This is a genomic window from Acinetobacter ihumii, assembly GCF_900625095.1.
GTDB classification, from domain to species: domain Bacteria; phylum Pseudomonadota; class Gammaproteobacteria; order Pseudomonadales; family Moraxellaceae; genus Acinetobacter; species Acinetobacter ihumii.
The window spans coordinates 1712317-1733749 of record NZ_LR130760.1 but is presented as its reverse complement, the minus strand read 5'-3'; the positions used below and the strand labels follow the sequence as shown (position 1 = coordinate 1733749).

Sequence of the window (21433 nt, the reverse complement as noted above, 5' to 3'; positions counted from 1 at the left end):
GCTTAAACCTTTTATTTTGAGCGACGCGGTTTGAACTGTATCACGCCGACTTCATCGGCGATGGCTGGAACATCGGGTTCTTCAACATGAGTGGGACGATTTTCACTATAATCACACTCGATACATTCAATCCATTCGTCGTCGTTTGTGGTTAGCATGACAATCCGATCAGTGGCACCGCATTTTGGACACTTAGCACCTGCAATAAACCGACGTTTCATTTTGTCACTTCCTAACCACTTACGAACAATTTTAACGCTTAGTTTAAGCCGTTTTATGGTCGCTCGTCCAACCCTGATGACGTAATAATGCATCAATTTTGGGTTCACGACCACGGAATTTGACAAAGGCCTCTAAAGCCGTGTCTTTACCACCTACCGCAAGGATCGCTTCACGGAACTCATGCCCTGTTTGGGTGTTGAAAATACCGTCTACTTCAAAGCGGTCAAACGCATCACTGGCAAGGACTTCAGCCCATTTGTAAGAGTAATATCCTGCGGCATAACCGCCTGCAAAAATATGGCTAAAACTATGTTGAAAACGGTTATAGGAAGCAGTTGGCAATACTGAAAATTGACTGCGAATATCATCTAAAACAGACTGAATTTGTGTGCTATTCAGTGCAGGATTTTTAGAATGAATGCTTAAGTCGAATAAAGCAAATTCAATTTGTCTAAGGGTCTGCATTCCGGACTGAAAAAAGCGAGCATTTAACAATGCGCTGAGTAATTCCTCAGGTAAGGCTTGCTTGGTTTCGATATGTTCACTGAGTATGTCCAGACTTTCTTTGTCCCAAGTCCAGAACTCCATAAACTGACTTGGAAGCTCTACTGCATCCCATGCCACGCCATGCGTACCTGCAACGGAAATGTTATCAACTTCGGTGAGCATGTGGTGTAAACCGTGTCCAAACTCATGAAACAATGTATTGACTTCATCATGGGTCAAGAGTGCAGGCTGATTGCCAACAGGCGGGGTAAAGTTACACACCATATAGCAAATTGGTTTTTGTAAACCTTGTGCAGTTTGCATGCGCGAACGGAAGCCACTCATCCAAGCACCACCGCGTTTGCCACTTCGTGCATACAAATCGAAGTAGAAGCCAGCAATGACTTTGCCCTGATCTTGAAGTTCATAATAATGAACATCGGGGTGCCAAATAGGAGCTTGACGTTCAACGATTTGAACGCCATATAAGCGATTGACAATCTGGAACAGCCCTTGAATGATTTTCGGTGCAGGGAAATAAGGCTTTAAAGTTTCTTGAGATAAATTAAATTGTTGTTGTTTAAGTTTTTCTGAATAATAACCACTGTCCCAAGGTTGTAATTGTTCAATTCCATCTTGTTGAGCAATCGCTTTAAGTTCCGCTACCTCTTGTTGTGCAGGCGTGTGTGCGTGTTCCGCCAAATCAACTAAAAAGTCATGAACAGTTTGAACATCGGGTGCCATTTTGCTGGCCAAAGAATATTCAGCAAAATTATGAAAACCAAGTAGTACTGCCATTTCCTGACGCAATTTCAGGATTTCTTCCATCACCGCAGTATTATCAAATTCACGATGATCTGATTGATCCGATGCACGTGTCGTATAAGCTTTATACAATTCTTCACGTAAATTGCGATCATCGGCATAGGTCATAATCGCCAGATAAGCTGGCATGTCCAGTGTTGCTACAGGTTGATCGAGTTCACGCTGCTGACCATATTGCTTGAGTAATTCTATGCTGCTTGGTGATAAACCTTTGAGTTGTTCTGGATTTAAAGGTTTAAAATAAGCTTGAGTGGCATCAAGCACATGATTGGAAAAGTCAGAAGAAAGTTGTGATAAACGTGCTGAAATTTCTGCGTAACGTTTTTTTGCTTCACCTTCGAGAGCAACACCTGAAAGTTTAAAATCACGTAGTGCCAAACGGATGGCGCTTTGTTGTGCGGCACTCAGACTAGAAAACTTCGCGCTATCATGAATCTGTTGGTAGGTCTGGTATAGTACGGTGTGTTGACCGAGTTGCGTATAATATTCACTCAAAGCTGGGAGTAAAGATTGATAGACTTCTCGGGTTTGTGCATTGTTCATGACGGCATTCAGATGCGATAAAACACCCCATGATTCACTCATGTTATTTTCAAGCTCGTCCATCTGTTCCAGCACTTTGACTTGTGCCGCAAAATCTGCCGGCACTTGCTGCAAATTTTCTAAAAATTGCTGACCATCAGCAATGTTTTTTTCAATGTCTGATTTAAGGGCATCAAGTTGAATTTGATCAAACTGAGGAACGGGAAGGGTTGCTTGTTCTAAGGTCATTGTCTTTGCCATCATTATTTAAACTTATGACTAGATGTAAGGGTTAAAAGCAGGGAAATCAAGTTTATCGTGATTTTAATTACCATTCGTGACGATCGAAAATAAGTAATAGCGGTGTGTGTTTCGAAAAAAAAGAGTACCGAAGTACTCTATCTTTTATGGTTTAGTTTGTCATTCCTGCTTAGATTTTGCATTGGATTTTTTGCGTTTCGGTTTCGGCTTTTTCTTGGGCTTTTCTGCTTTCGCTGCTACAGGAGCAGCCGCTTTTTTGCCTGACTTTTTGCCATAAGAACTTGGTTTGCTTTTGGATTTGTCTTTTTTACGCGCAGATTGTTCTTTGGATTCAACCGCTTCACTTTGCGCATTAAAGACTTGCTCAGTCGCTTGTGTTTTCGTGGTACGTGGCGCACGACTACGAATGATTCGACCTGCATGTGTCACTTGCTGAATCAACTCAAAATCAATCTTGCGTTCTTCCAGATTCACCGCAGCCACTTTAATTTTAACTTCATCTCCAAGACCAAAGATTTGTCCACGATTTTGACCGACCAGACTTTGGCTAGCCTGATCATAGAGGAAGAAATCATCACCTAAATGGCTGACATGAATCATGCCATCGACATATAAATCTTTTAACGTCACGAATAAACCAAACTCGGTGACCGCACTGATCACTCCGACAAATTCTTCACCCAAATGCTGCTGCATATAGTGACATTTCAACCATGAGGTCACGCTACGCGACGCTTCATCCGCACGGCGTTCGGTCTTGGAAAAATGCTCGCCGGCATCATCCAGTGCCGCACCAGAAAGAGGATACGGCTTTTGCTGTAACTGCGCCTTAATTGAACGATGCAACAGTAAATCAGGATAACGACGAATCGGCGAAGTAAAATGCGTATAGGCTTCGTACGCCAAGCCATAGTGACCTGCATTTTTTGCGCCATAATAAGCCTGCATCATGGAGCGCAATAGCACCGCATGAATACTCGGTGCATCGATACGATCTTTAGTTGCTTCAATCACACGCTGATAATCGGCCTGTGTCGGTTGATCCGGAAATGGCAAACCGAGCAATTTAACAAAGTCTTTGACCTTTTGAATCCGTGAAAATTCTGGTGCTTCATGCACACGATACAGCATTGGAATATCATGCTCTAAAGCATATTCTGCCGCTGCGACATTGGCGAGCAACATGCATTCTTCAATCAGCTTATGTGCTTCATTGCGAGTACGCGGTAAAATTTCCTTGATTCCACCCAACTCATCAAAAGTCATGTAAGTTTCGATGGTTTCAAACTCCATCGCATGGCGTTTGGCGCGTAGCTCTTTGAGGGTTTGATAGAGTTGAAATAAAGTATTTAAGGATTTTTGAATATTTTTATCCGCAGGAATGGCATCGGTTTGACCATCAAAATATTGACCGACCTGGGTATAGGTTAAACGTGCTTGGGAATGCATCACTGATGGATAAAACTCATAGCTCATCACACGACCCGCGCGGGAGAGTTTCAGGTCGCAGACCATACACAAACGATCTACATGCGGATTGAGTGAACAAAGACCGTTCGAAAGTGCTTCTGGCAACATCGGCAATACAAAATGCGGGAAATAGACCGAAGTACCACGTTCCTGAGCTTCATCATCCAGTGGTTTGCCCAAACGCACATAATGACTGACATCGGCAATCGCCACGACTACGCGATAACCACCGCCTGCACGCTTTTCTGCATAGACCGCATCATCAAAGTCACGAGCATCTTCACCATCAATGGTGACTAATGGTAAGTCACGTAAATCGATACGACCTTCGATATCTTTTTTAGAGGGTTCTTTAAAACTTTCGGCTTCCTCAACCACTTCTTTTGGAAACTCATAAGGCAGACCGTATTCTAAAATCGTTTGAGGAATAATGATCTCAGTATCCGCTTTGTCTGCCATCGATTGAATCACATGCCCCGTAGCAAATTCTTCACGGGTAGGATAATCATCAATTTCAATCCGCAAATAATCGCCGACTTTAGCGTTGGCATGATCAATCAATTGTTTTTCTAAAGGAATCGGTTGATGGGCATTCGGTGCAGCAGGCTGAATATGAAATTCACCGTCATGTTCTGCGACTTTACCAATCAGTTGTTTAACACGATGCTGTGTCACTTCGGTAATAAAACCCCAGCCTTTGCCTTTGCGGTCCACCGAAGTCTGGCGAACTTTGACCCGATCGCCATTAAATACCAAGCGTAATTCGCGTTCAGGCAGCAATAGGTCATTTTGCCCGTCGATATGGGCTGAACCTAAACCTTTGTTATTAATATAAACGGTTGCATCAAAAGTCGGTTGATCGCCAAGAAGCTGAAATTTAAATCCATCTTTGGCAATTTGACCATCACGCACCATCGCACTCAAACGGTGACTTAAGGCGTCGATACTTTTTTGATCTTTGATTTCAAAATGATCGACCAATTCGGCATGCGAAAGAGGCGTGTCGATGCGTTCTAGTGTATTTAAAATGAGTGTACGGCTTGGGATAGGATTGTCGTAACGCTCAGATTCTGCTTTCGCTTCAGGGTCGACCCAGTTTTTCATAATGTCTTTTGGCTTCATATTTGAAGATAAGTTTAGCATAGCTTATGCAGGAACATTCTGCATGATGATCATGACAAGTCTATGTTATTTCAATTTGAATGCGTATAGGGCAAACATAGTCATTATATTAACAAGCTGTAAACACTGATTAATTCGACAAACGATCATTTTGTTTAAAAAATAGATGATTGGATAAAAAACTAAGAAAAATTAGATGTGATGACTTGCAGTTCACAGGCTAAGTTTGTATTATGGCGGCTCGTTACGGTGAGATGGGTGAGTGGCTTAAACCACATCCCTGCTAAGGATGCGTACGGGTAACTGTACCGAGGGTTCGAATCCCTCTCTCACCGCCAACGAATACTCATGATGCGCTCATAGCTCAGCTGGATAGAGCACTTGGCTACGAACTAAGGGGTCGGGAGTTCGAATCTCTCTGAGCGCACCAACTAAATAAGTATTCGAAATTAACGAAGCCTTTATATAGGCACACAAGTAATGCGCTCATAGCTCAGCTGGATAGAGCACTTGGCTACGAACTAAGGGGTCGGGAGTTCGAATCTCTCTGAGCGCACCAACTTGAATAATCAACCGCTTAGATGCGGTTTTTTTGTGTCTGAATTTTATTACCAGTAATTTGATTGGCCTCCGCTGAATCTTAGAAATGATTCTGAATCATGCATTCTTGTTTAATAACTAAACGTTTAGTGACAGTTTTGTGAAAAAAGACTTATCAATCGATAAAAAACGCGTATAATGCGCTCCATCAAGTACGCGCTCATAGCTCAGCTGGATAGAGCACTTGGCTACGAACTAAGGGGTCGGGAGTTCGAATCTCTCTGAGCGCACCAACTTGAACTCGATATGAGTTAAATGAAACCACTTTTTAAGTGGTTTTTTTGTGCCTAGCATAAACGTTATTTTTTACAGAATTATTTCATTTTCTCTTTAATTTTAAGGCTAAATACGGCATTACCCCCCGCTGCGGGTAATATATCGTGGTAAGGTAAGCTACGCATCGCGCGTAATAAAAAAGGCGCTTTATCGTCAATCTTGCCAGCGTTGGTCATCTTTAAAAGGGTTCCATTATTTTGCGGCAGGAGCTGCATTTCTCCTTTAACAAAACGAAGATCGCCACCTATGGCACTATACTGTGATTGATTGGCATCGATGTAGTTAAAACGCATTTTAAAGTCAAATGGAATATTCATTACTCCCAAACCCACCGACACTTTAAAATGAGCATCTTGTAATTGTGGTGCAGGAGAACTCAGCTCTACTTTTTTAATTTGGCGTGGAAATAAACTTTGAAAAGAAACAGGATTGAGCCAGCTTTGTAGTTGTTGCGGTGTTTTGGGGTAATACTGATAAGTGGTGGTAAAGCGCATGCTTTCGCGTCCATGAGCATAAGGCACTGTAGATGCTGGTTGAATAAACGAAACGGGATAACCTGTACTTCGACTGAGTTCACTTATTTTTTTAATTTGATTGTTATTGAGTTGCAAAGGCGGAAATTGACCAGCATCTAGCGCGGTGATCTGATTTTTTGTCCATTTGCGTTTTAAGGACTCCAATATAAAGGCATTGCTGCCGATTGGAATTCCGAGCTTGGCGTCTGGGACAGCCGCTAAAATCTTACGCAGTAAATAACTATTGATCTGATTCAGATCGCCCCATTGGGTTAAGGTAATCAGGGTTTTCTGTGGTGCTAAAGAAAACCATTCAAATTTGCCTGCACCGTAGGGTACAGGCGCATCGGTAATTAAGCTGGCCACACTGTTATTTCCCACTTGGTGTTGCATGGAAATATCTTCATTAAAGTTTAAAACTGGAATGGGGGTGGGAATTTGAACTTTGTATTTAACCCGCGTGGTAGTGCCATTTTTTTCTTCAATTTTTGCAGATTTTAAAGTCGGAAATAACCTAACATAATGGTTGTAGTCGGTTAATACTTTAGCTACTTCCTGAATGCTGACAGGTACAATAATCGCTGCACTGACAAATTGAACGGTGGGTTGAGGGTTTTTCTTCTGGGTGGGAATGTTGGTTTTGCTATAGGGTTGTGCATAAATCAGGATATTATTTTGAGTCAAATCAGCCAGTTGTTGTGGATTTTGTTGAAACAATGCCAGACTACTTGGAATATTTTCATTCCATGTGATTAGTTGGGCAACACTGATATTGCTATAACTGATCAGCGTTAAAAAGATGCCACATCCATAGGCAAAGCGTTGCATAGTGTCCTCGAAATCGTTCATGCTTGGGGTCATGGTTTTAATTGCATCTTAAGTGTTTAAAACGTTTTACATTCTAAAAAAAGCCATTTTATGTAAATACCGATCAATGTCCGACGTATTAAAATCTTAATCAAAGATGATTCAGCCCTAAATAAAAGAGTCGAACTGGTGTAGTATTTTGCAGGTCATTCATCGCTTATGTTGAACATCTTATGTCAGAACTTAAACCGACCATTTCATTGCGTTATCAACTAAATTTAGAAGAATCTCAAGATGGTTTTGCACTTGCGACGTTTGGAAAAAAACAATTTACCCGTTTTATTACGCCAGTCATTAGTCTTGCGATTATCATTTGGGGCTTTTATCTAGGTTTTTCTGGTGTAGGTCGTTATTACGTGGCACTGGGTGCATTTTTTCTGGTGATGCAAATTTTGATGCGCTATTGGTTTTTACCAATGATGTTTAAACGTCAGTTTGTAAAATACCAATTTGGTAAAAGTGAACAAGGCATCGACTTGTATCAGGATCGTATGGAACTTTATGCGAATGGTCGCAAGCAACAATTCACGTATAGTGAGGTGGTTAATTTTGCTCAAGGTAAATTGACCTACATGATTGAACTGAAAAATCGCACTGTGGTGATTGTTCCTAAACGGGCTTTTAGTGACAAGACGCAACAAACTCAGTTTGAAAATATCTTTAAAAAATAATCCATATACAATGCCACAAATAGGGAAGTCTTATGAACGTACGTCCATCAAAAATTATTTGTGTGGGAAGAAGTTATGCCGAGCATGCTAAAGAGCTGGGCAATGCGATTCCTGATCGTCCAGTGCTATTTATTAAACCGCCGAGTAGCTTGATTGGTTTGCAAGATGGAATTGAATGGAACTCCGCCAATGGAAGTTGCCACTTTGAATGTGAATTGACTTTACGAATTGATCAACCGCTTAAGAATGAGACTGATCCAGCAAAAGCTTTAGCCGCGATTGGTGCGGTCACGATAGGTCTGGATTTGACCTTGCGTGATTTGCAAAACGAATTAAAAAACAAAGGTCAGCCATGGGAACGTGCCAAAGCGTTTGATGGGGCCTGTGTCTTGGCAGATTGGGTCGATGTCAGTGAAATTGAAGACTGGACGCATGTCACTTACAGTTTTTATATTAATGACGTGCTGCGTCAGCAGGGTGATACTGCTTACTTATTACTGAGCATTGGTGAATATCTGTGTGATATGAGTCAAGCTTTTAGCATAGAAGCTGGTGACGTGGTGATGACAGGTACACCCGCAGGTGTTGGCCCACTCGAATGTGGTGATCAACTAAAGATGCAACTCAATGGTAAAACGCAACAGTTTGTTTGGGAAACCTTTGTTAAAGCTTAAATATTGTTGTGACGAAAAAAGCCTGCACATTCGAAGCAGGCTTTTTTATAGCTTAAAGATAATTTGAGATTTCAATCAGGTTTTGATCAGGATCGCGGATATAGACGGATAAAATCGCTCCCAATGCACCTGTACGTTGAATTGGCCCCTGTTCAATCACAATATGTCGTTGTTCTAAATCTTGAATGATTTGTTCAACTGGCGTTTCGCTGATAAAGCAAAGATCAGCAGAACCTCGGGTTGGAAATGCCGCTTTCGGTTCAAATTCATGCCCAGCTTGGTGTAGATTTATTTTTTGAGAACCAAATTTAAGCGCTTTTCGCTGCTCTCCAAATTCAATGACTTCAAAGTTTAGTACGTGCCGATAAAAATCGCAGGTCGTTTCAATATCTGCAACGGTCAGTACCAGATGATCAAGATGAGAAATTTGCATACCAATGATCTCCTGTAGCCTGTAGTCCAGCTTATTAAAGTCTTACTTTACAACTGAAGCCTGTGCAGGTTTAGGTGCTGTCAGGACAATCAAAATCGCGGTTGCTACCAATGCAAGGGTCAAATAGACCACCGCATGCCAGCCGCCATATTGCCAGAACCACCCACCAGCCGAACCAATAATGCTGGAACCTAAATAATAAAATAATAGATAGAGCGCAGTTGCATGTCCTTTGGCTTGTTTCGCTTCTAAGCCAACATTACTACTGGCAATCGCGTGTGCAATAAAATAGCCTGTAGTAATCGCCGCAATTCCCAACACAATTGCAAACAAGCCTGCATTTAGGGTTAACATAATTCCAGTCAACATAAACACGAAGCCGATGAGCATTGCAGTTTTTCGACCAAACTTATCGACCAGTGAACCTGCCAAAGATGAAGAAATCATGCCCAAACTATATGACAAAAAGATCAGGCTAATTTGAGTTTGACTTAAATGATAGGGCGCAGCAGCCAAGCGAAACGTGACATAGTTAAATAAGGTCACAAAAATACTGGTGATGAGAAAACCAATGAAATAGATCCGTAACAGTCTCGGGTTATTTAAATGATTTTTCCACGCGGATAAATGAAATCGAAGCTGAATCCCTTTTTGTGCAATAAAGTTTTGCGATTTAGGCAGTAACCATAAAAAACCGAAAGCACAGATTAGACAAATTCCACCCAGTACACCCAATGCCACACGCCATGAGAAATATTGGGTGAGTAACCCCATACCAACACGACCCATCATGCCACCAAATGCAGTACCTGCAATATAAAGTCCCATGGTTTTACCCAAATGGGTAGGATGAATTTCTTCTGCAATCCATGCCATAGCCACCGCAGGAACACCGCCAATGACGAAACCCTGTAGCGCACGGGCAACCAATAAAATATGCCAATTGGGCGCAAAACCGCACAAAATATTTAATAAAGCAGCTAAGCCCATGGAAATAAACATTAAGCCTTTACGTCCTAGAGCTTGCGAAAATGCACTGGATAAAACAATTGAAAAAGCCAGTAAACCTGTGGTGAGTGACAGGGCAAGCGCACTGGTACCCGGACTGATATGAAACGTATGGGTAAATTCTGGCAACAACGGTTGCACACAGTAGATCATGGAAAAGCTGGCAAAACCGAGCAGGAATAGAGCAAGTCCCGCCTTAAGATAAGCTGGGCTTCCACGGCTAATCCAGTGCTCGGTGTTGGCTGGCGAAATGCTGTGCGATGAATCAATACGGCTGTCTGACTCGCTTGCTGTTGAAGGAATCGTCATGAAATAAACCAGAATTTTTTAAAAGGAGGGAGTTTGTTGGCAGTGCTTGCCTTCTGCCAACGGATATAGATTAGCAATCGAGTCGATATTTGTCTAATATATATAAATATCAATCTCTATATGTTTTATATATGGAACTACGTCATATTCGCTATTTCTTAGTGGTTGCTGATGAAAAAAGTTTTACTCGTGCAGCACAGCGACTTGGGATTAGTCAGCCGCCACTCAGTATGCAAATTAAACATTTAGAAGATGAAATTGGCACTGAACTGTTTTTTCGTTCAGCACATGGTGCAGATTTAACACCCGCCGGGGAAGCATTTTTGAATGCAGTTCAGTCCATCCAGCAACGTGTAGATGACGCCGTAAACCTTGCGCAGCAGGTTGCCAATGGTGAGTTGGGTCAATTACGCCTTGGCTTTACAGGCACAGCCATGCTAAATCCTGTATTGCCGCACAGTGTTCGCTTATTTCAGCAGCAGTATCCCAAAATACAATTGCGACTCGAAGAAGGGAATTCTTTGCTACTGATTGATCGGTTGCTCAATGATCAGCTTGATATTGCCTTGATTCGTCCACCACAACATATTCCTGCCGATTTACATATTTTGACCTTAATGAATGAACCTTTGGTGGTGGTTATGCCATTGGAACGTGTTATTGAAAAGGATATTGCGATTCAACTGCAAACCTTAAAGCACGAAAATTTTATTATGGCACCACGTTCAGTCAGTGCGGGTTTACATGATGCTGTGTTACAGGCTTGTCGTAGTCATGGTTTGGAACCCAAGATTGGACAAAATGCGCCACAAATTTTATCAATCGTATCTTTGGTGGCTGCAAATCTAGGCGTATCACTGGTGCCTGTTTCGGCCATGCAATTAGGAATTAAAGGCGTTCAGTATCTGGATGTGGCAGAACCTAAACCTGCTGTCGGATTTTCATTAGCTTATCGGCGCAATACACATTCACAAGCAGCAATTAATTTTTCCAGTTTGATTCAGTCTTTGGTTAAGACTTTGGATTAGTGGGGCATTTATGAATGCCAAATGCATTATTTTTGAAGATACCAGTCTCTAAGTTTGCTGGTATCTTCAATACACTTTATTGATCTTCAAAAATAGTAGAAAGTGGAATGGCCAGTTTGGCTGCCAGATAGTCATCAGCTTCAATCAATGCTGGCCCAAGCTTTTGCATCCATTCATCATCTTGATGGACATTGCCGACATCCTGACGGCGTGGCAAGGGAAAGGGAAGTGCTGTGAAAAAAGACCAGAAATCAACCTGAGATAGATTGCGCACCAGCACATATTCATCTTTGTCGGTGCGTTTAATCAGATTTTGTTTTTCCAGCATTTCCACGTAGCTCGGCCAACGTCCAATTTCACCACGTCCTAAAATATCCAGTGCTTCCAAATCGGTGACACTTTCACCCAGTTTTTGCTTTTTATAAAACAATTCCAGCACATCAAGCAACATGAGGACAGGATGACGCGTCTGGATTTTTTCTGAATGAAAAGCGGTTAAGGCGTAACTGACCTCAACGCCAAGCAGCACAATATTCCATGACAAAAATACCCAAAGTAGAAAAATTGGAATGGCAGCAAAAGCACCATACACCAGCTCGTAACTGGTAAAGTTCGACATAATAAAGCTAAAGATATTTTTAAGCAGTTCAAACAGTGTGGCACTAAAACAAGCTGCAATGGCTGCCGAATAGAGTGGTACCGTTCGATTAGGAATGGTCCAATATAAAAAGAAAAAACCTAAGATGGTTAAACCAAAAGAAATCAGCCACAAAATAAACGCGCCATTTAGCTCATAGCCAGCAAAATTATTACTCAAAATATTCATGGACGCGACTGTGGATGACAGTACAAAAGCACTACCCAAAATAATTGGACCTAAAGAGATAATGGTCCAATAACGCATAAACCCAACAATACCACCACGCGTTTCCCTCACTCGCCAAATACGGTTAAAGGCGGTTTCGATGGTACTTAGCATCATCACCGTAGTCACAAACAGAAATAAAATACCAATGACCGTAAGATTGCTGGATTTGTCCGTGAATGAATTAAGAATGCGGTCAAATGCAATGGTACTTTTAGGAAGGAAATTGCTATAAATCAGTTGTTGTAATTGTTGTCGGGCAGGTTCAAGTGCTTTGATTGAGGAGATAATCACCAGAAAAACGGTTAACATGGGAACGACCGCAAACAAGGTGGTGTAAGTTAATGCTCCTGCATGTTCACGGCAACGATCTGCTTCAAAACGACGTAGAACAAAGAGAATAAACTGAAACCATGTTTTATCGTAAAAAGGTAATTTTTTTAAAAAATTCAACATATAAATAAAGTCTCTTTTCTTAATCTTTTTCGCTTATTAAAACAAAGCTTAACCAAAAAATGCTGCAAATATCGTATAGTTTTGTTTTAACAAACTGATTTAGCCTGACATGCAACCTTATATCCTTGTTCTTTATTACAGTAAATATGGATCGACCAAACATATGGCGCATCTGATTGCCAACGGAATTGAAGCAACAGGCATTGCAGTCAAAATTCGCACGGTTCCCCAATTAGCCACAGTAGTTAAGCAAGCTGAAGCAAGTATTCCGCAAGAGGGTGATATTTATTGTACGCTGGATGATCTTGCCAATTGTGCAGGCTTAGCCTTAGGTTCGCCGACCCGTTTTGGCAACATGGCCAGTGAAATGAAATATTTTTGGGATCAGACCACCAGTTTGTGGCTGAATGGGGCATTACATGATAAACCTGCCTGTGTATTTACCACATCAGGTTCAATGCATGGCGGACAGGAAAGTACCTTACTGACTATGTTACCGCCGTTATTTCATCATGGCATGATGATTTTGGGATTGCCTAATTCAATTCCTGCCTTGTCTAATACCAAAACAGGCGGCACACCGTATGGCGCAAGTCATGTCAGTGGTCCGAGACATGACCAACAGTTGAGTCAGGATGAAAAAACCCTTTGCGAAGCAATGGGCAAACGTTTGGCTAAACTGGTAAAAAAATTAGTCTAAGTCTAAAAAATGCGCTTGGAACTGCCATACAGAACCAAACGCATTTCATGATTTGATGTGACTGCTTCTGGGTTAATTTCAGTTTATTGTTTGAAACGATAACCACATTTAAGGCATTTATAGTCCTGAAAAATATTTCGGTCTATTACAATGCCTGCTTTTTTTCCAAAACGATTGCCTAAGAAGCCGCCTGTGACGCCAACGCTGATTGCTCCTACAAAAGTCCCCACTGTACCTCCGACAATAACACCCAACGGTCCAGCCACCGTGCCAATTGCGGCTCCAATAGAAGCCCCAGAGGCTGCACCACCGACCGTGCCTGCGGCTGCACCGGCAGAGGTTAGCAATACGCCACCTGCTTTTTGCAAAACTTGCTCGTGATTGCGTTTTTCCAGCTCAGTTGATCCACATTTTGGGCATACAACAGCAGCTTCCATTTCTTTTTGTGCTTTACTCATGTAATGCAAGATCCTATTTTTCTTGGAAACAGTTTATCTGAATTGCATAAAAATAGTTTAGCGCAGTTGTAAATGAATGATCAGAATAAACTACAAAAGTGACTATTTGGTTGGGGGAAAACCATTTTGAAGAAAATAAAAAAAGCACCGAAGTGCTTTTTAAAAAATATAGCGCATTTTTGAAAAATTACTCTCTTACAAAAGTCACTTTCCCATCAGTCAATGATTTGACACGAGCTAAAGATTCAACACGATAGCCTTTTTCAATCAATAACTCGCGTCCTGACTGAAACGATTTTTCAATCACAATGCCGACACCGACAATTTCCGCCTGAGCTTGATGAATCAAATCAATAAGACCAAGTGCAGCCTGACCATTGGCCAAGAAGTCATCAATGACCAGTGCTTTGTCACTTGAATTGATGTGTTTATTGGAAATTGCAATGGTACTTTCAGTTTGTTTGGTAAATGAAAATACTTTGGCGCGATATAAATCATCTTTCAGCGTCAATGATTGATATTTACGTGCAAAAATAACAGGAACACCAAGTTCTAACCCTGTCATAATGGCTGGTGCAATACCCGATGCTTCAATGGTAATAATTTTGGTAATGCCTGCATCTTTAAAACGGGCAGCAAATTCTTTACCAATTTGCTGCATCAGCACTGGGTCAATTTGATGATTTAAGAAAGCGTCGACTTTTAACACTTGATCAGATAGAACGATACCTTCAGTTAAGATTTTCTGTTCTAGTGCGTGCACGGGAGAATCCTCTAGGGCGGATGCCTTTTCAGCAAAAGCGTATTTTAAAAAGCATCCAAAAAAAATCAAGCCAAAATCGACAAATTTTAGATTTTGTTGATATTTCAACTATAACCATAAAGTGTCAATCACTTAATTGGTTTTACCTGAATAGCCTGTTAATAAAAGACCATATGAGGTTTTTTCGTCGACATGGCTGACTTTGACTGGTAAATAATCCAGTTTCGGTGCTAACCAGAACGTGGTACTGCGTCCGGGCTTATTATCATATTGAATAATGACTTTAACTGTACTAAAAGTACCGTGTGGTGTTTTGACATTTTCCGTGCCCTGTTTCACAAAGCGACGCATATCAATGCCTTTAGCATCGGCAATTGGATAGGTAGATTTAATGCCTGAACCTTTTAAATCTTCACGAATTTGTAATTCCGCATTTAATTCATCGAGCACACCCGCTTTCCATGCGAAGGAACGTTTGCGATCATCCTTTTGCGTGTTAATGGTTTTGCTGGCAGGATTGAAATTGATATTCATCGTGTTGTTATGCACCAGAATTTTACTGCTTCGATTAAACTGCTGTGATGTAATTTGCCCGTTATTTAAACTAAATTTACTGATTTCACTGGCAGAAGCAATGGCTCCCGCTTTGGCAGAAAAATTATAAGTCCAGTTGTTGCCTTGTTGGCTAAGGGTGCGAGTACCTGAACCCAAATTTTTGCCATTATAAGAAAATTGATAGCTGGCCTGAAATGGACTCATAGCTAGCGTATGAGTCGAGAACCCTGCGAACAGCAGGGCAGTCGTTAGGCTGGCTGCCAAAGTCATGGTTTTCGTTACACGGTGCGCCATAAGAAAATTCCTAAGGTTGGGAGTAAAAAGGCGAATGACCAATTAAATCTACTCATTCAAGTACAAAGATTATGCTATTTTAACATGAAGAAAAATGCAGTTTTTTCGGGTGCAGTGTTTCATTATGTTGATATTTAATATCTTTCTTTACAAATAAAGGCAATGATCACTTTTTCTTTTGCTGAATTGGGGTCACGGTTGTTTCAGCCAGTTCAAGCTCTTGCTCTGCGTCATCATCCTCATCGCGTGACTTATTAAACAGCGCCAAAAGATTCACATTACCCAAAATGACCAACTCAGCTTCTCTTAATTGTGCATGATTGACATGGACTTTGGCGAGAGTGTCGATAATACTGCGACTTTTGCCTAACCAACGATTGAGGTCGAGAAAGAGCAATTCGTCTTTAACCTCTACAACATCAAAGCGCTGCAAAATTGGGCCAAGTGGGTCTTTATGTAGAATTTTATGGTAGAAAAACACATAAGCATTAAAACCAATTTTTTGAAGAGCATTCTTAAATTTGGCTTCAACCACTTGTGTATCACTGATTTGTTCAAACACCAAAAGCTGAATATCTTTATTCAGTTCCATCTGAATCAATTTTAAATCGACCGAAAGTGTCGTATTCAATCCTTTAAAACCTAAAGTGGCATATAAACGTAGCCAGTCATCATAAACGTCGGCGTGTAAATCATCTAAAAAACTTAGATTATCGGTCACATAACGCTTAAAAGTTGCGTTTAAAAAGACCTGAGAAATCGGAATTTCACGTTCTTCCTCAATAAACCCTTCAGCTTTTTCATAAGCTCGGCGTATGCCTTTAGAAATGGATGAAAGTAGTGTTGACATAATGCCTATCCAAAAATACGTTTTAATTTGATTGCGACACCACAATATTTTGCAAAACAATTAAAATAATTGAGTTTATAGGTTGCAGTTTAACAAAATTAATTGCTACATTTTTAAAACTTCAAGCCTCGTTATTATTGGCTTTGAAGTGGATCACGCTTTATTTAAAAAATGAAAGATGGTTTTATTTTATCCTGATTTTTCAGGTGGGGATGCAATATTTTGTTAGTTGAACGTCATGTTTAAAAAAAATCTAGCATATTTACCAGTCGGGCGATACTGGTGGCAGGATTCAATCTTATTGTCGGCTGTTGTCATTGCCGCTGCTTTACATATTTTTATTTTACTGATTCACTTTGCCATGCCTGCACCTTCTGATACTGCCACCAAAGAAATTGCGATCGCGATTCGTCCAAGTTCAGATAAAATTGAACACGCTGATTTCTTGGCACAATCCGATCAAAAAGGTTCAGGGAAATTCCATCAAGCCCATCGCATGTCAAGTGATATGCCAAAAGCCATGCCTGAGCAAAGTGCAGGTGAGTCTGCAACACAAACACTGGATCATATTCAGCAACAACGTGAACTAAAATTTGAAGAAAAAGTGTTGATGACGGTTTTAAGTTGGCAAAAGCAAGCCGAAGAAAATCAGCGAAAAAAAGCACAGGACGATTTGCAAAGCCAGTTTCAGGCCAAAGCAGCCATGGTGGCCAGTATTGAAGCGCAATATTTACAGCGGCAGCAGAATTTTAGTCGTCAGCAACGAATTAAGACGGTCGATGGCATACAAGCCAAACAAGATGCATCAGCAGCTTATTTAAATAAATTTCGAGATAAAGTGGAACTTTATGGCAACCGTTATTATCCCGATGAAGCTAAACGGCAAAATTTAGCTGGTGAGGTTCGGCTAATGGTGGTTTTGAATATGCAAGGGGGGATTCGTGCCATCCGCTTGATTGAAAGCTCAGGGCATCCTGTATTAGATGAAGCAGCCAAAGCATCGGTACGCCGTGGCGCACCATTTGGTCGTTTTGATGCAGCAATGAAAGATATTTCCGAATTACGAATTATTCGAACATGGAAATTTAATCCCGCACAAGCAGAATTTGAAGTGCATTAATAAACAAAAAATATACTAATCAATATCTTATATAAGAATAAATCATAAGTATAATCCATTGTTGTTAATTGAATAAATAATGAAAACAATTATCATTAGCAATAGTTTTTTTGTTAATAATTTTTTGCAGTCTGTTTTCTTTACTTTCTTAATTATTTTGGTGCCATCTATGGCACATAAACATATTTGTAGGAATTCTTCTCATGTTTTATGCAAATTTTGAAGTGTTTAAAGTCCACCCTCTTGTTGTTGCTATGACAATGATTGCTTCTTCGATGATTTATGCTGAAGACCAATCTGAAAATGTTCAGGTACAACAGTTGGCGCAAATCACTGTACAAGCTAATGATCATAGTAATATAACTGAGGGGAGTGGTAGCTATGCTGCTAAAACGACGAACACATCGACCAAATTAAATCTATCTTTGCGAGAAACACCTCAATCTATCAAAGTTCTAACCCAAGAATATCTGGAAGACCGCAATCTAACGTCCTTGCAGGATGTTTTTAATATTGTTACAGGTGTATCTACTCCTCGTACTGATGAACGTCAATCTGTTTTTGCACGTGGTTTTCAAGTCGATTACTATTTAATTGATGGTATGCCAACCACTACAAATATGGGCTCAAATGATTTGGATTTAGGGATTTACGATCATGTTGAAATTATTAAAGGAGCAAATGGATTAACTACTGGAGCAGGAAATCCTGCTATGGCAACGAATTTAGTCCGTAAGCGTGCAAATAGTAAAGATTTTACTGGGAAATTAAATGTTTCTTATGGTTCATGGGATGCATATTCAACTTCAGCAGATTTATCCGCACCCTTAAATAATGATGGTTCCTTGCGGGGTCGTACATATATTAAGTATTCTGATGAAAATTCATTTATGGATCATTATGAAAAAGAGCGTAATGTGATTTATGGGACATTAGACTGGGATATTAGTGATAAAACAAATGCATATCTATGTGCAACTTATCAAGAATTAAATCGTTCTGGTGTACGTTGGGGGGGAACTCCAGCCTTTTATAATGATGGAACACGAACTAATTTTTCTAGAAGCACAACGGTAAGTGCACCTTGGACGTATTGGAATCAAGATGACACAATGGTTTTTGCTGGAATTAAGCATAATTTATTTAAAGACGTCAATTTAAATGTAGCTTATACCTTACGTCAAACAGAAATGGATACTCAACTTCTATATACTGCTGGGAAGGTTGATAAGATAACCAACACTAGTGGATTTAACAATCTTTCTGTTTGGAAAGCAGAACAAGAAAATGAAGAAAATAATGTTGATGTTTATATTAATGCCCCTTTCATGTTATTTAAGCAACCTCAGGAAATCATCATTGGTGGTTCATGGAATAGAAATGAAGCTACTAAATACAGATATGGTGGCTCATCCTATGGCGGTGGAGCGGCAAGTTATTTAGCCCACCCTTATAGTTACGTGAATGGTGCTGGAGTTTTAATTAAAGATATTCCATGGCAACCAGATAGTTATGCAGGCTATCCAAATCAAACCACTCAAACTGGTTTTTATTTGGCTGGTAAATTTCAATTTTTAGATAATTTAAAGGCAATCACTGGAGTTCGTATTTCTAATTGGGAGTATGAAACAGAGACAGGTACTGGTAATCGTAAATTTAATAATGAAGTAACACCGTATTTTGGTGTAATTTATGACTTTGTCCATAATCACTCTCTATATGCCAGTTATACTGACATTTTTAAGCCACAAAACAATAAAAAACAGGATGGTAGCTATCTAGACCCCATTATTGGGAAATAGTATGAAACAGGTATTAAAAGCCAGTGGTTCGATGATCGTTTAAATACAGCATTGTCTATATTTAGAATTCAACAAGATAATGTTGCCTCACTCTTGTACGATGCTGAAGGCAATAATGTGAAAGTTAATAACTCAAATGAAAATGCCTATTATGGAATTGATGGTGTTAAAAGTGAAGGATTTGAATTTGAGGCTGATGGGGAAATTAATGATAACTGGAGTATAAATTTTGGAATTGCAAACTTTGAGGCAAAATCTCAAGGTAAAAAAGTAAATACTAAGAACTCAAGAACCACTTCTAATTTATTTATTAAATATGAAAAAGACAAGTGGAAAGCAGGTACAGGTTTAAGTTATAAAAGTAAATTTTATGATGGAACTGGAGTGAACTATATCGCACAAGATGAGATTGTTTTGGTAAATGCAATGTTAGGTTATGAAATTGATAAAAATATCGGTATTCAGGCGAATATTGAAAATATTTTTGATAAAAAATATTATGAAGGTATTGGATCAAACTCTATGAATTATGGAAATCCACGTAAAGCGACACTAACATTAAGATATAGTTTCTGAAGAATCTCTTAAAATGACCACAAAAGTGGTCATTTTTATTTGACGCTATAAAAACTATTGCTCCAAATAAGGATTATCCAATCCTAGTTTGGCCAAAATTTCAATTTCTAAGGCTTCCATTTCTTCAGCATCTTCATCGCTAAGCTCATGGTCATAACCTAGTAAATGCAACGTGCCATGAACCAGCATGTGCATAAAATGATCGTGCGCAGTTTTATTTTGCTCAATCGCTTCTTGTAATACGACTGGAATACAAATGACTAAGTCACCCAAAGGACGAGCGTCCAGTAAGGGTAAAACTTCTTCAGGAATATCACTCGGAAAAGACAATACGTTGGTCGGTTTATCTTTGCCACGATATTCAAGATTTAAACGATGGCTATCTTCATTGTCGACACATGCAATCCCGATTTCACAATCAGTTTCGATATCAACATGACGCAAAGTCACTTCGATGGCTTTTTTAATTTGAACACGCTTCAAGACTAAATCGGAAGATTTAAAGTCTTGTTGCAGACTAAGATTAAGTTTCAAGCTGGATCCTTCATAAAAATAGGGGATGCATATGGCAATCCCCTGATTTTGTGTTTCTCTAAAATATTATCGCTGATTAAGCTTCCTGATGTTGGGCATCGGCAGCCAGATCATTTTCACTCATTAAAGCATCCTGGCGTGCTTTACGCTCTGCGCGTGCTTCGGCTGTCAGACGGTTTTGTTCAGAATCCCAGCCTTCATACGCCTCCACAATTTTTTGAACCAATTGATGACGAACCACATCACGCGAATGAAAGCGAGTAATATGGATTTCCTTGATTGGCTCTAAAACCCGTAAAGAATGTGCCAGACCAGACTGTTGTCCACGCGGTAAATCAACTTGAGTAATATCTCCTGTAATCACGGCACGAGAACCAAAACCCAAGCGAGTTAAAAACATCTTCATTTGCTCGGGCGTGGTATTTTGGGCTTCATCCAGAATCACGAAAGAATGATTCAGGGTACGACCACGCATGTAAGCCAATGGCGCAACTTCAATCACTTGACGTTCAATCAGTTTAGCCACTTTTTCGAAACCCAGCATTTCATACAGGGCATCGTACAAAGGACGCAAATAAGGATCGATTTTTTGAGTTAAGTCACCTGGTAGAAAGCCGAGCTTTTCACCTGCTTCAACCGCTGGTCGCACCAATAAAATACGTTGAATTTCATTGCGTTCAAGCATATCTACTGCGGCCGCGACGGCTAAATAAGTTTTACCGGTTCCCGCAGGTCCAATGCCAAACGAGATATCACTTTGTAAAATACGCTGGACATAACGTTTTTGATTGGAACCACGTGGGTTAATTCGGCCTTTAGGCGTTTGAAGCCAGACATCTAAACCAGTATGTTCCTGTTCGGAATCATCCATCAGTTCACGGTCTGTCTGGCTACCTTGAATCATCAGGTGCAAAATATCTGCACTGATCTGACTTGAAATTTCTGATTCATCATAAAGACGCTGGAGTAATGACTCCGCTCGCTCGACTGCATCAATGTCACCATCGATGTAGAACGCGTCACCACGATGAGTTATTTGTACATCTAAACGCTGTTCAATCTGCTTCAAATGACCGTTGTATGCACCTAACATGCTTTTTAAACGGGTCATTGAAACGCCGGGAAAAGTAACGGTACGTCGAATCGCTGCAGTCAAAGAGGAATCCTTTTT

Annotated in this window: 18 protein-coding genes, 4 tRNA genes and 1 pseudogene; 10 read left to right on the top strand and 13 right to left on the bottom strand. The window is 40.3% G+C overall.

Annotated features, from left to right (window positions below; all coding sequences use genetic code 11):
* Positions 1–11: 11 nt before the first annotated feature.
* The 3 genes from E0D95_RS08100 to rnr all read right to left on the bottom strand — a co-directional run bounded on the left by E0D95_RS08100 (position 12) and on the right by rnr (position 4893).
* A complete protein-coding gene (locus E0D95_RS08100) occupies positions 12–221 on the bottom strand; it encodes a YheV family putative zinc ribbon protein (RefSeq protein ID WP_130803393.1) in 210 nt (69 codons plus the stop codon).
* A 43-nt stretch (positions 222–264) separates the two neighbouring features.
* Complete coding sequence (locus E0D95_RS08095; protein ID WP_431830746.1) at positions 265–2319, bottom strand: M3 family metallopeptidase; 2055 nt, start codon at positions 2317–2319, stop codon at positions 265–267.
* A gap of 156 nt (positions 2320–2475) precedes the next feature.
* Complete coding sequence (gene rnr / locus E0D95_RS08090) at positions 2476–4893, bottom strand: ribonuclease R (RefSeq protein WP_213073711.1); 2418 nt, start codon at positions 4891–4893, stop codon at positions 2476–2478.
* Positions 4894–5156: 263 nt separating this feature from the next.
* Between rnr and E0D95_RS08085 the strand changes: the two genes are divergently transcribed.
* The 4 genes from E0D95_RS08085 (at position 5157) to E0D95_RS08070 (ending at position 5741) form a co-directional block, all read left to right on the top strand.
* Positions 5157–5246: transfer RNA gene (locus tag E0D95_RS08085), tRNA-Ser, on the top strand.
* Between the two features lie 15 nt (positions 5247–5261).
* A tRNA-Arg gene (locus E0D95_RS08080) sits at positions 5262–5338 on the top strand.
* 52 nt (positions 5339–5390) lie between these two features.
* Positions 5391–5467, top strand: a tRNA-Arg gene (locus E0D95_RS08075).
* Between the two features lie 197 nt (positions 5468–5664).
* Positions 5665–5741, top strand: a tRNA-Arg gene (locus E0D95_RS08070).
* Between the two features lie 81 nt (positions 5742–5822).
* Here E0D95_RS08070 and E0D95_RS08065 read toward each other — a convergent pair.
* Positions 5823–7127, bottom strand: a complete 1305-nt coding sequence (locus tag E0D95_RS08065; RefSeq protein ID WP_130804864.1) for an SRPBCC family protein — start codon at positions 7125–7127, stop codon at positions 5823–5825.
* Positions 7128–7339: 212 nt separating this feature from the next.
* Here E0D95_RS08065 and E0D95_RS08060 point away from each other — a divergent pair, with 212 nt between their 5' ends.
* Both E0D95_RS08060 and E0D95_RS08055 read left to right on the top strand, forming a co-directional pair.
* A complete protein-coding gene (locus tag E0D95_RS08060) occupies positions 7340–7837 on the top strand; it encodes a YcxB family protein (protein ID WP_130803391.1) in 498 nt (165 codons plus the stop codon).
* 32 nt (positions 7838–7869) lie between these two features.
* Complete coding sequence (locus tag E0D95_RS08055) at positions 7870–8511, top strand: fumarylacetoacetate hydrolase family protein (protein WP_130803390.1); 642 nt, start codon at positions 7870–7872, stop codon at positions 8509–8511.
* 52 nt (positions 8512–8563) lie between these two features.
* Here the strand turns inward: E0D95_RS08055 and E0D95_RS08050 are convergent, their stop codons facing one another.
* Entirely contained in the window at positions 8564–8944 is a 381-nt protein-coding gene (locus tag E0D95_RS08050; RefSeq protein ID WP_130803389.1) for a VOC family protein, read from the bottom strand.
* A gap of 42 nt (positions 8945–8986) precedes the next feature.
* The gene (locus E0D95_RS08045) at positions 8987–10222 is read right to left on the bottom strand and encodes an MFS transporter (RefSeq protein WP_431830761.1); all 1236 of its coding nucleotides are present in this window, start codon (positions 10220–10222) and stop codon (positions 8987–8989) included.
* Positions 10223–10392: 170 nt separating this feature from the next.
* Between E0D95_RS08045 and E0D95_RS08040 the strand changes: the two genes are divergently transcribed.
* Positions 10393–11289: a LysR family transcriptional regulator gene (locus E0D95_RS08040; protein WP_130803387.1), complete on the top strand. Its 897-nt coding sequence runs from the start codon at positions 10393–10395 to the stop codon at positions 11287–11289.
* 76 nt (positions 11290–11365) lie between these two features.
* Here the strand turns inward: E0D95_RS08040 and E0D95_RS08035 are convergent, their stop codons facing one another.
* Complete coding sequence (locus tag E0D95_RS08035; RefSeq protein WP_130803386.1) at positions 11366–12610, bottom strand: YihY family inner membrane protein; 1245 nt, start codon at positions 12608–12610, stop codon at positions 11366–11368.
* A gap of 109 nt (positions 12611–12719) precedes the next feature.
* Here E0D95_RS08035 and wrbA point away from each other — a divergent pair, with 109 nt between their 5' ends.
* Positions 12720–13310: an NAD(P)H:quinone oxidoreductase gene (gene wrbA / locus E0D95_RS08030; protein WP_130803385.1), complete on the top strand. Its 591-nt coding sequence runs from the start codon at positions 12720–12722 to the stop codon at positions 13308–13310.
* A gap of 83 nt (positions 13311–13393) precedes the next feature.
* Here the strand turns inward: wrbA and E0D95_RS08025 are convergent, their stop codons facing one another.
* The 4 genes from E0D95_RS08025 to E0D95_RS08010 all read right to left on the bottom strand — a co-directional run bounded on the left by E0D95_RS08025 (position 13394) and on the right by E0D95_RS08010 (position 16230).
* Positions 13394–13747, bottom strand: a complete 354-nt coding sequence (locus E0D95_RS08025; protein WP_165443261.1) for a hypothetical protein — start codon at positions 13745–13747, stop codon at positions 13394–13396.
* 208 nt (positions 13748–13955) lie between these two features.
* A complete protein-coding gene (locus E0D95_RS08020; RefSeq protein WP_130803383.1) occupies positions 13956–14531 on the bottom strand; it encodes a xanthine phosphoribosyltransferase in 576 nt (191 codons plus the stop codon).
* A gap of 132 nt (positions 14532–14663) precedes the next feature.
* Complete coding sequence (locus E0D95_RS08015; RefSeq protein WP_130803382.1) at positions 14664–15380, bottom strand: DUF3108 domain-containing protein; 717 nt, start codon at positions 15378–15380, stop codon at positions 14664–14666.
* 166 nt (positions 15381–15546) lie between these two features.
* On the bottom strand, positions 15547–16230 hold the full coding sequence (locus tag E0D95_RS08010; RefSeq protein ID WP_130803381.1) for a hypothetical protein: 684 nt from the start codon (positions 16228–16230) through the stop codon (positions 15547–15549).
* Positions 16231–16468: 238 nt separating this feature from the next.
* Between E0D95_RS08010 and E0D95_RS08005 the strand changes: the two genes are divergently transcribed.
* Together E0D95_RS08005 and E0D95_RS08000 are read left to right on the top strand one after the other, a co-directional pair.
* A complete protein-coding gene (locus E0D95_RS08005) occupies positions 16469–17350 on the top strand; it encodes an energy transducer TonB (RefSeq protein ID WP_130803380.1) in 882 nt (293 codons plus the stop codon).
* A 203-nt stretch (positions 17351–17553) separates the two neighbouring features.
* Positions 17554–19728: pseudogene (locus tag E0D95_RS08000) on the top strand (TonB-dependent siderophore receptor).
* 54 nt (positions 19729–19782) lie between these two features.
* Here E0D95_RS08000 and ybeY read toward each other — a convergent pair.
* Both ybeY and E0D95_RS07990 read right to left on the bottom strand, forming a co-directional pair.
* Positions 19783–20262 carry an rRNA maturation RNase YbeY gene (ybeY, locus tag E0D95_RS07995; RefSeq protein WP_130803379.1) on the bottom strand — a complete coding sequence of 160 codons (480 nt, stop codon included), beginning with the start codon at positions 20260–20262 and terminating at the stop codon, positions 19783–19785.
* A 76-nt stretch (positions 20263–20338) separates the two neighbouring features.
* On the bottom strand, positions 20339–21418 hold the full coding sequence (locus tag E0D95_RS07990) for a PhoH family protein (protein WP_130803378.1): 1080 nt from the start codon (positions 21416–21418) through the stop codon (positions 20339–20341).
* Positions 21419–21433 lie beyond the last annotated feature (15 nt).

Bases quoted from the DNA above. Each gene is read 5' to 3' on its own strand.
- E0D95_RS08100 (WP_130803393.1), bottom strand. From the start codon at position 221: ATGAAACGTCGGTTTATTGCAGGTGCTAAGTGTCCAAAATGCGGTGCC.
- E0D95_RS08095 (WP_431830746.1), bottom strand. From the start codon at position 2,319: ATGATGGCAAAGACAATGACCTTAGAACAAGCAACCCTTCCCGTTCCT.
- E0D95_RS08065 (WP_130804864.1), bottom strand. From the start codon at position 7,127: ATGCAACGCTTTGCCTATGGATGTGGCATCTTTTTAACGCTGATCAGT.
- E0D95_RS08060 (WP_130803391.1), top strand. From the start codon at position 7,340: ATGTCAGAACTTAAACCGACCATTTCATTGCGTTATCAACTAAATTTA.
- E0D95_RS08055 (WP_130803390.1), top strand. From the start codon at position 7,870: ATGAACGTACGTCCATCAAAAATTATTTGTGTGGGAAGAAGTTATGCC.
- E0D95_RS08050 (WP_130803389.1), bottom strand. From the start codon at position 8,944: ATGCAAATTTCTCATCTTGATCATCTGGTACTGACCGTTGCAGATATT.
- E0D95_RS08040 (WP_130803387.1), top strand. From the start codon at position 10,393: ATGGAACTACGTCATATTCGCTATTTCTTAGTGGTTGCTGATGAAAAA.
- E0D95_RS08035 (WP_130803386.1), bottom strand. From the start codon at position 12,610: ATGTTGAATTTTTTAAAAAAATTACCTTTTTACGATAAAACATGGTTT.
- wrbA (WP_130803385.1), top strand. From the start codon at position 12,720: ATGCAACCTTATATCCTTGTTCTTTATTACAGTAAATATGGATCGACC.
- E0D95_RS08025 (WP_165443261.1), bottom strand. From the start codon at position 13,747: ATGGAAGCTGCTGTTGTATGCCCAAAATGTGGATCAACTGAGCTGGAA.
- E0D95_RS08015 (WP_130803382.1), bottom strand. From the start codon at position 15,380: ATGGCGCACCGTGTAACGAAAACCATGACTTTGGCAGCCAGCCTAACG.
- E0D95_RS08010 (WP_130803381.1), bottom strand. From the start codon at position 16,230: ATGTCAACACTACTTTCATCCATTTCTAAAGGCATACGCCGAGCTTAT.
- E0D95_RS08005 (WP_130803380.1), top strand. From the start codon at position 16,469: ATGTTTAAAAAAAATCTAGCATATTTACCAGTCGGGCGATACTGGTGG.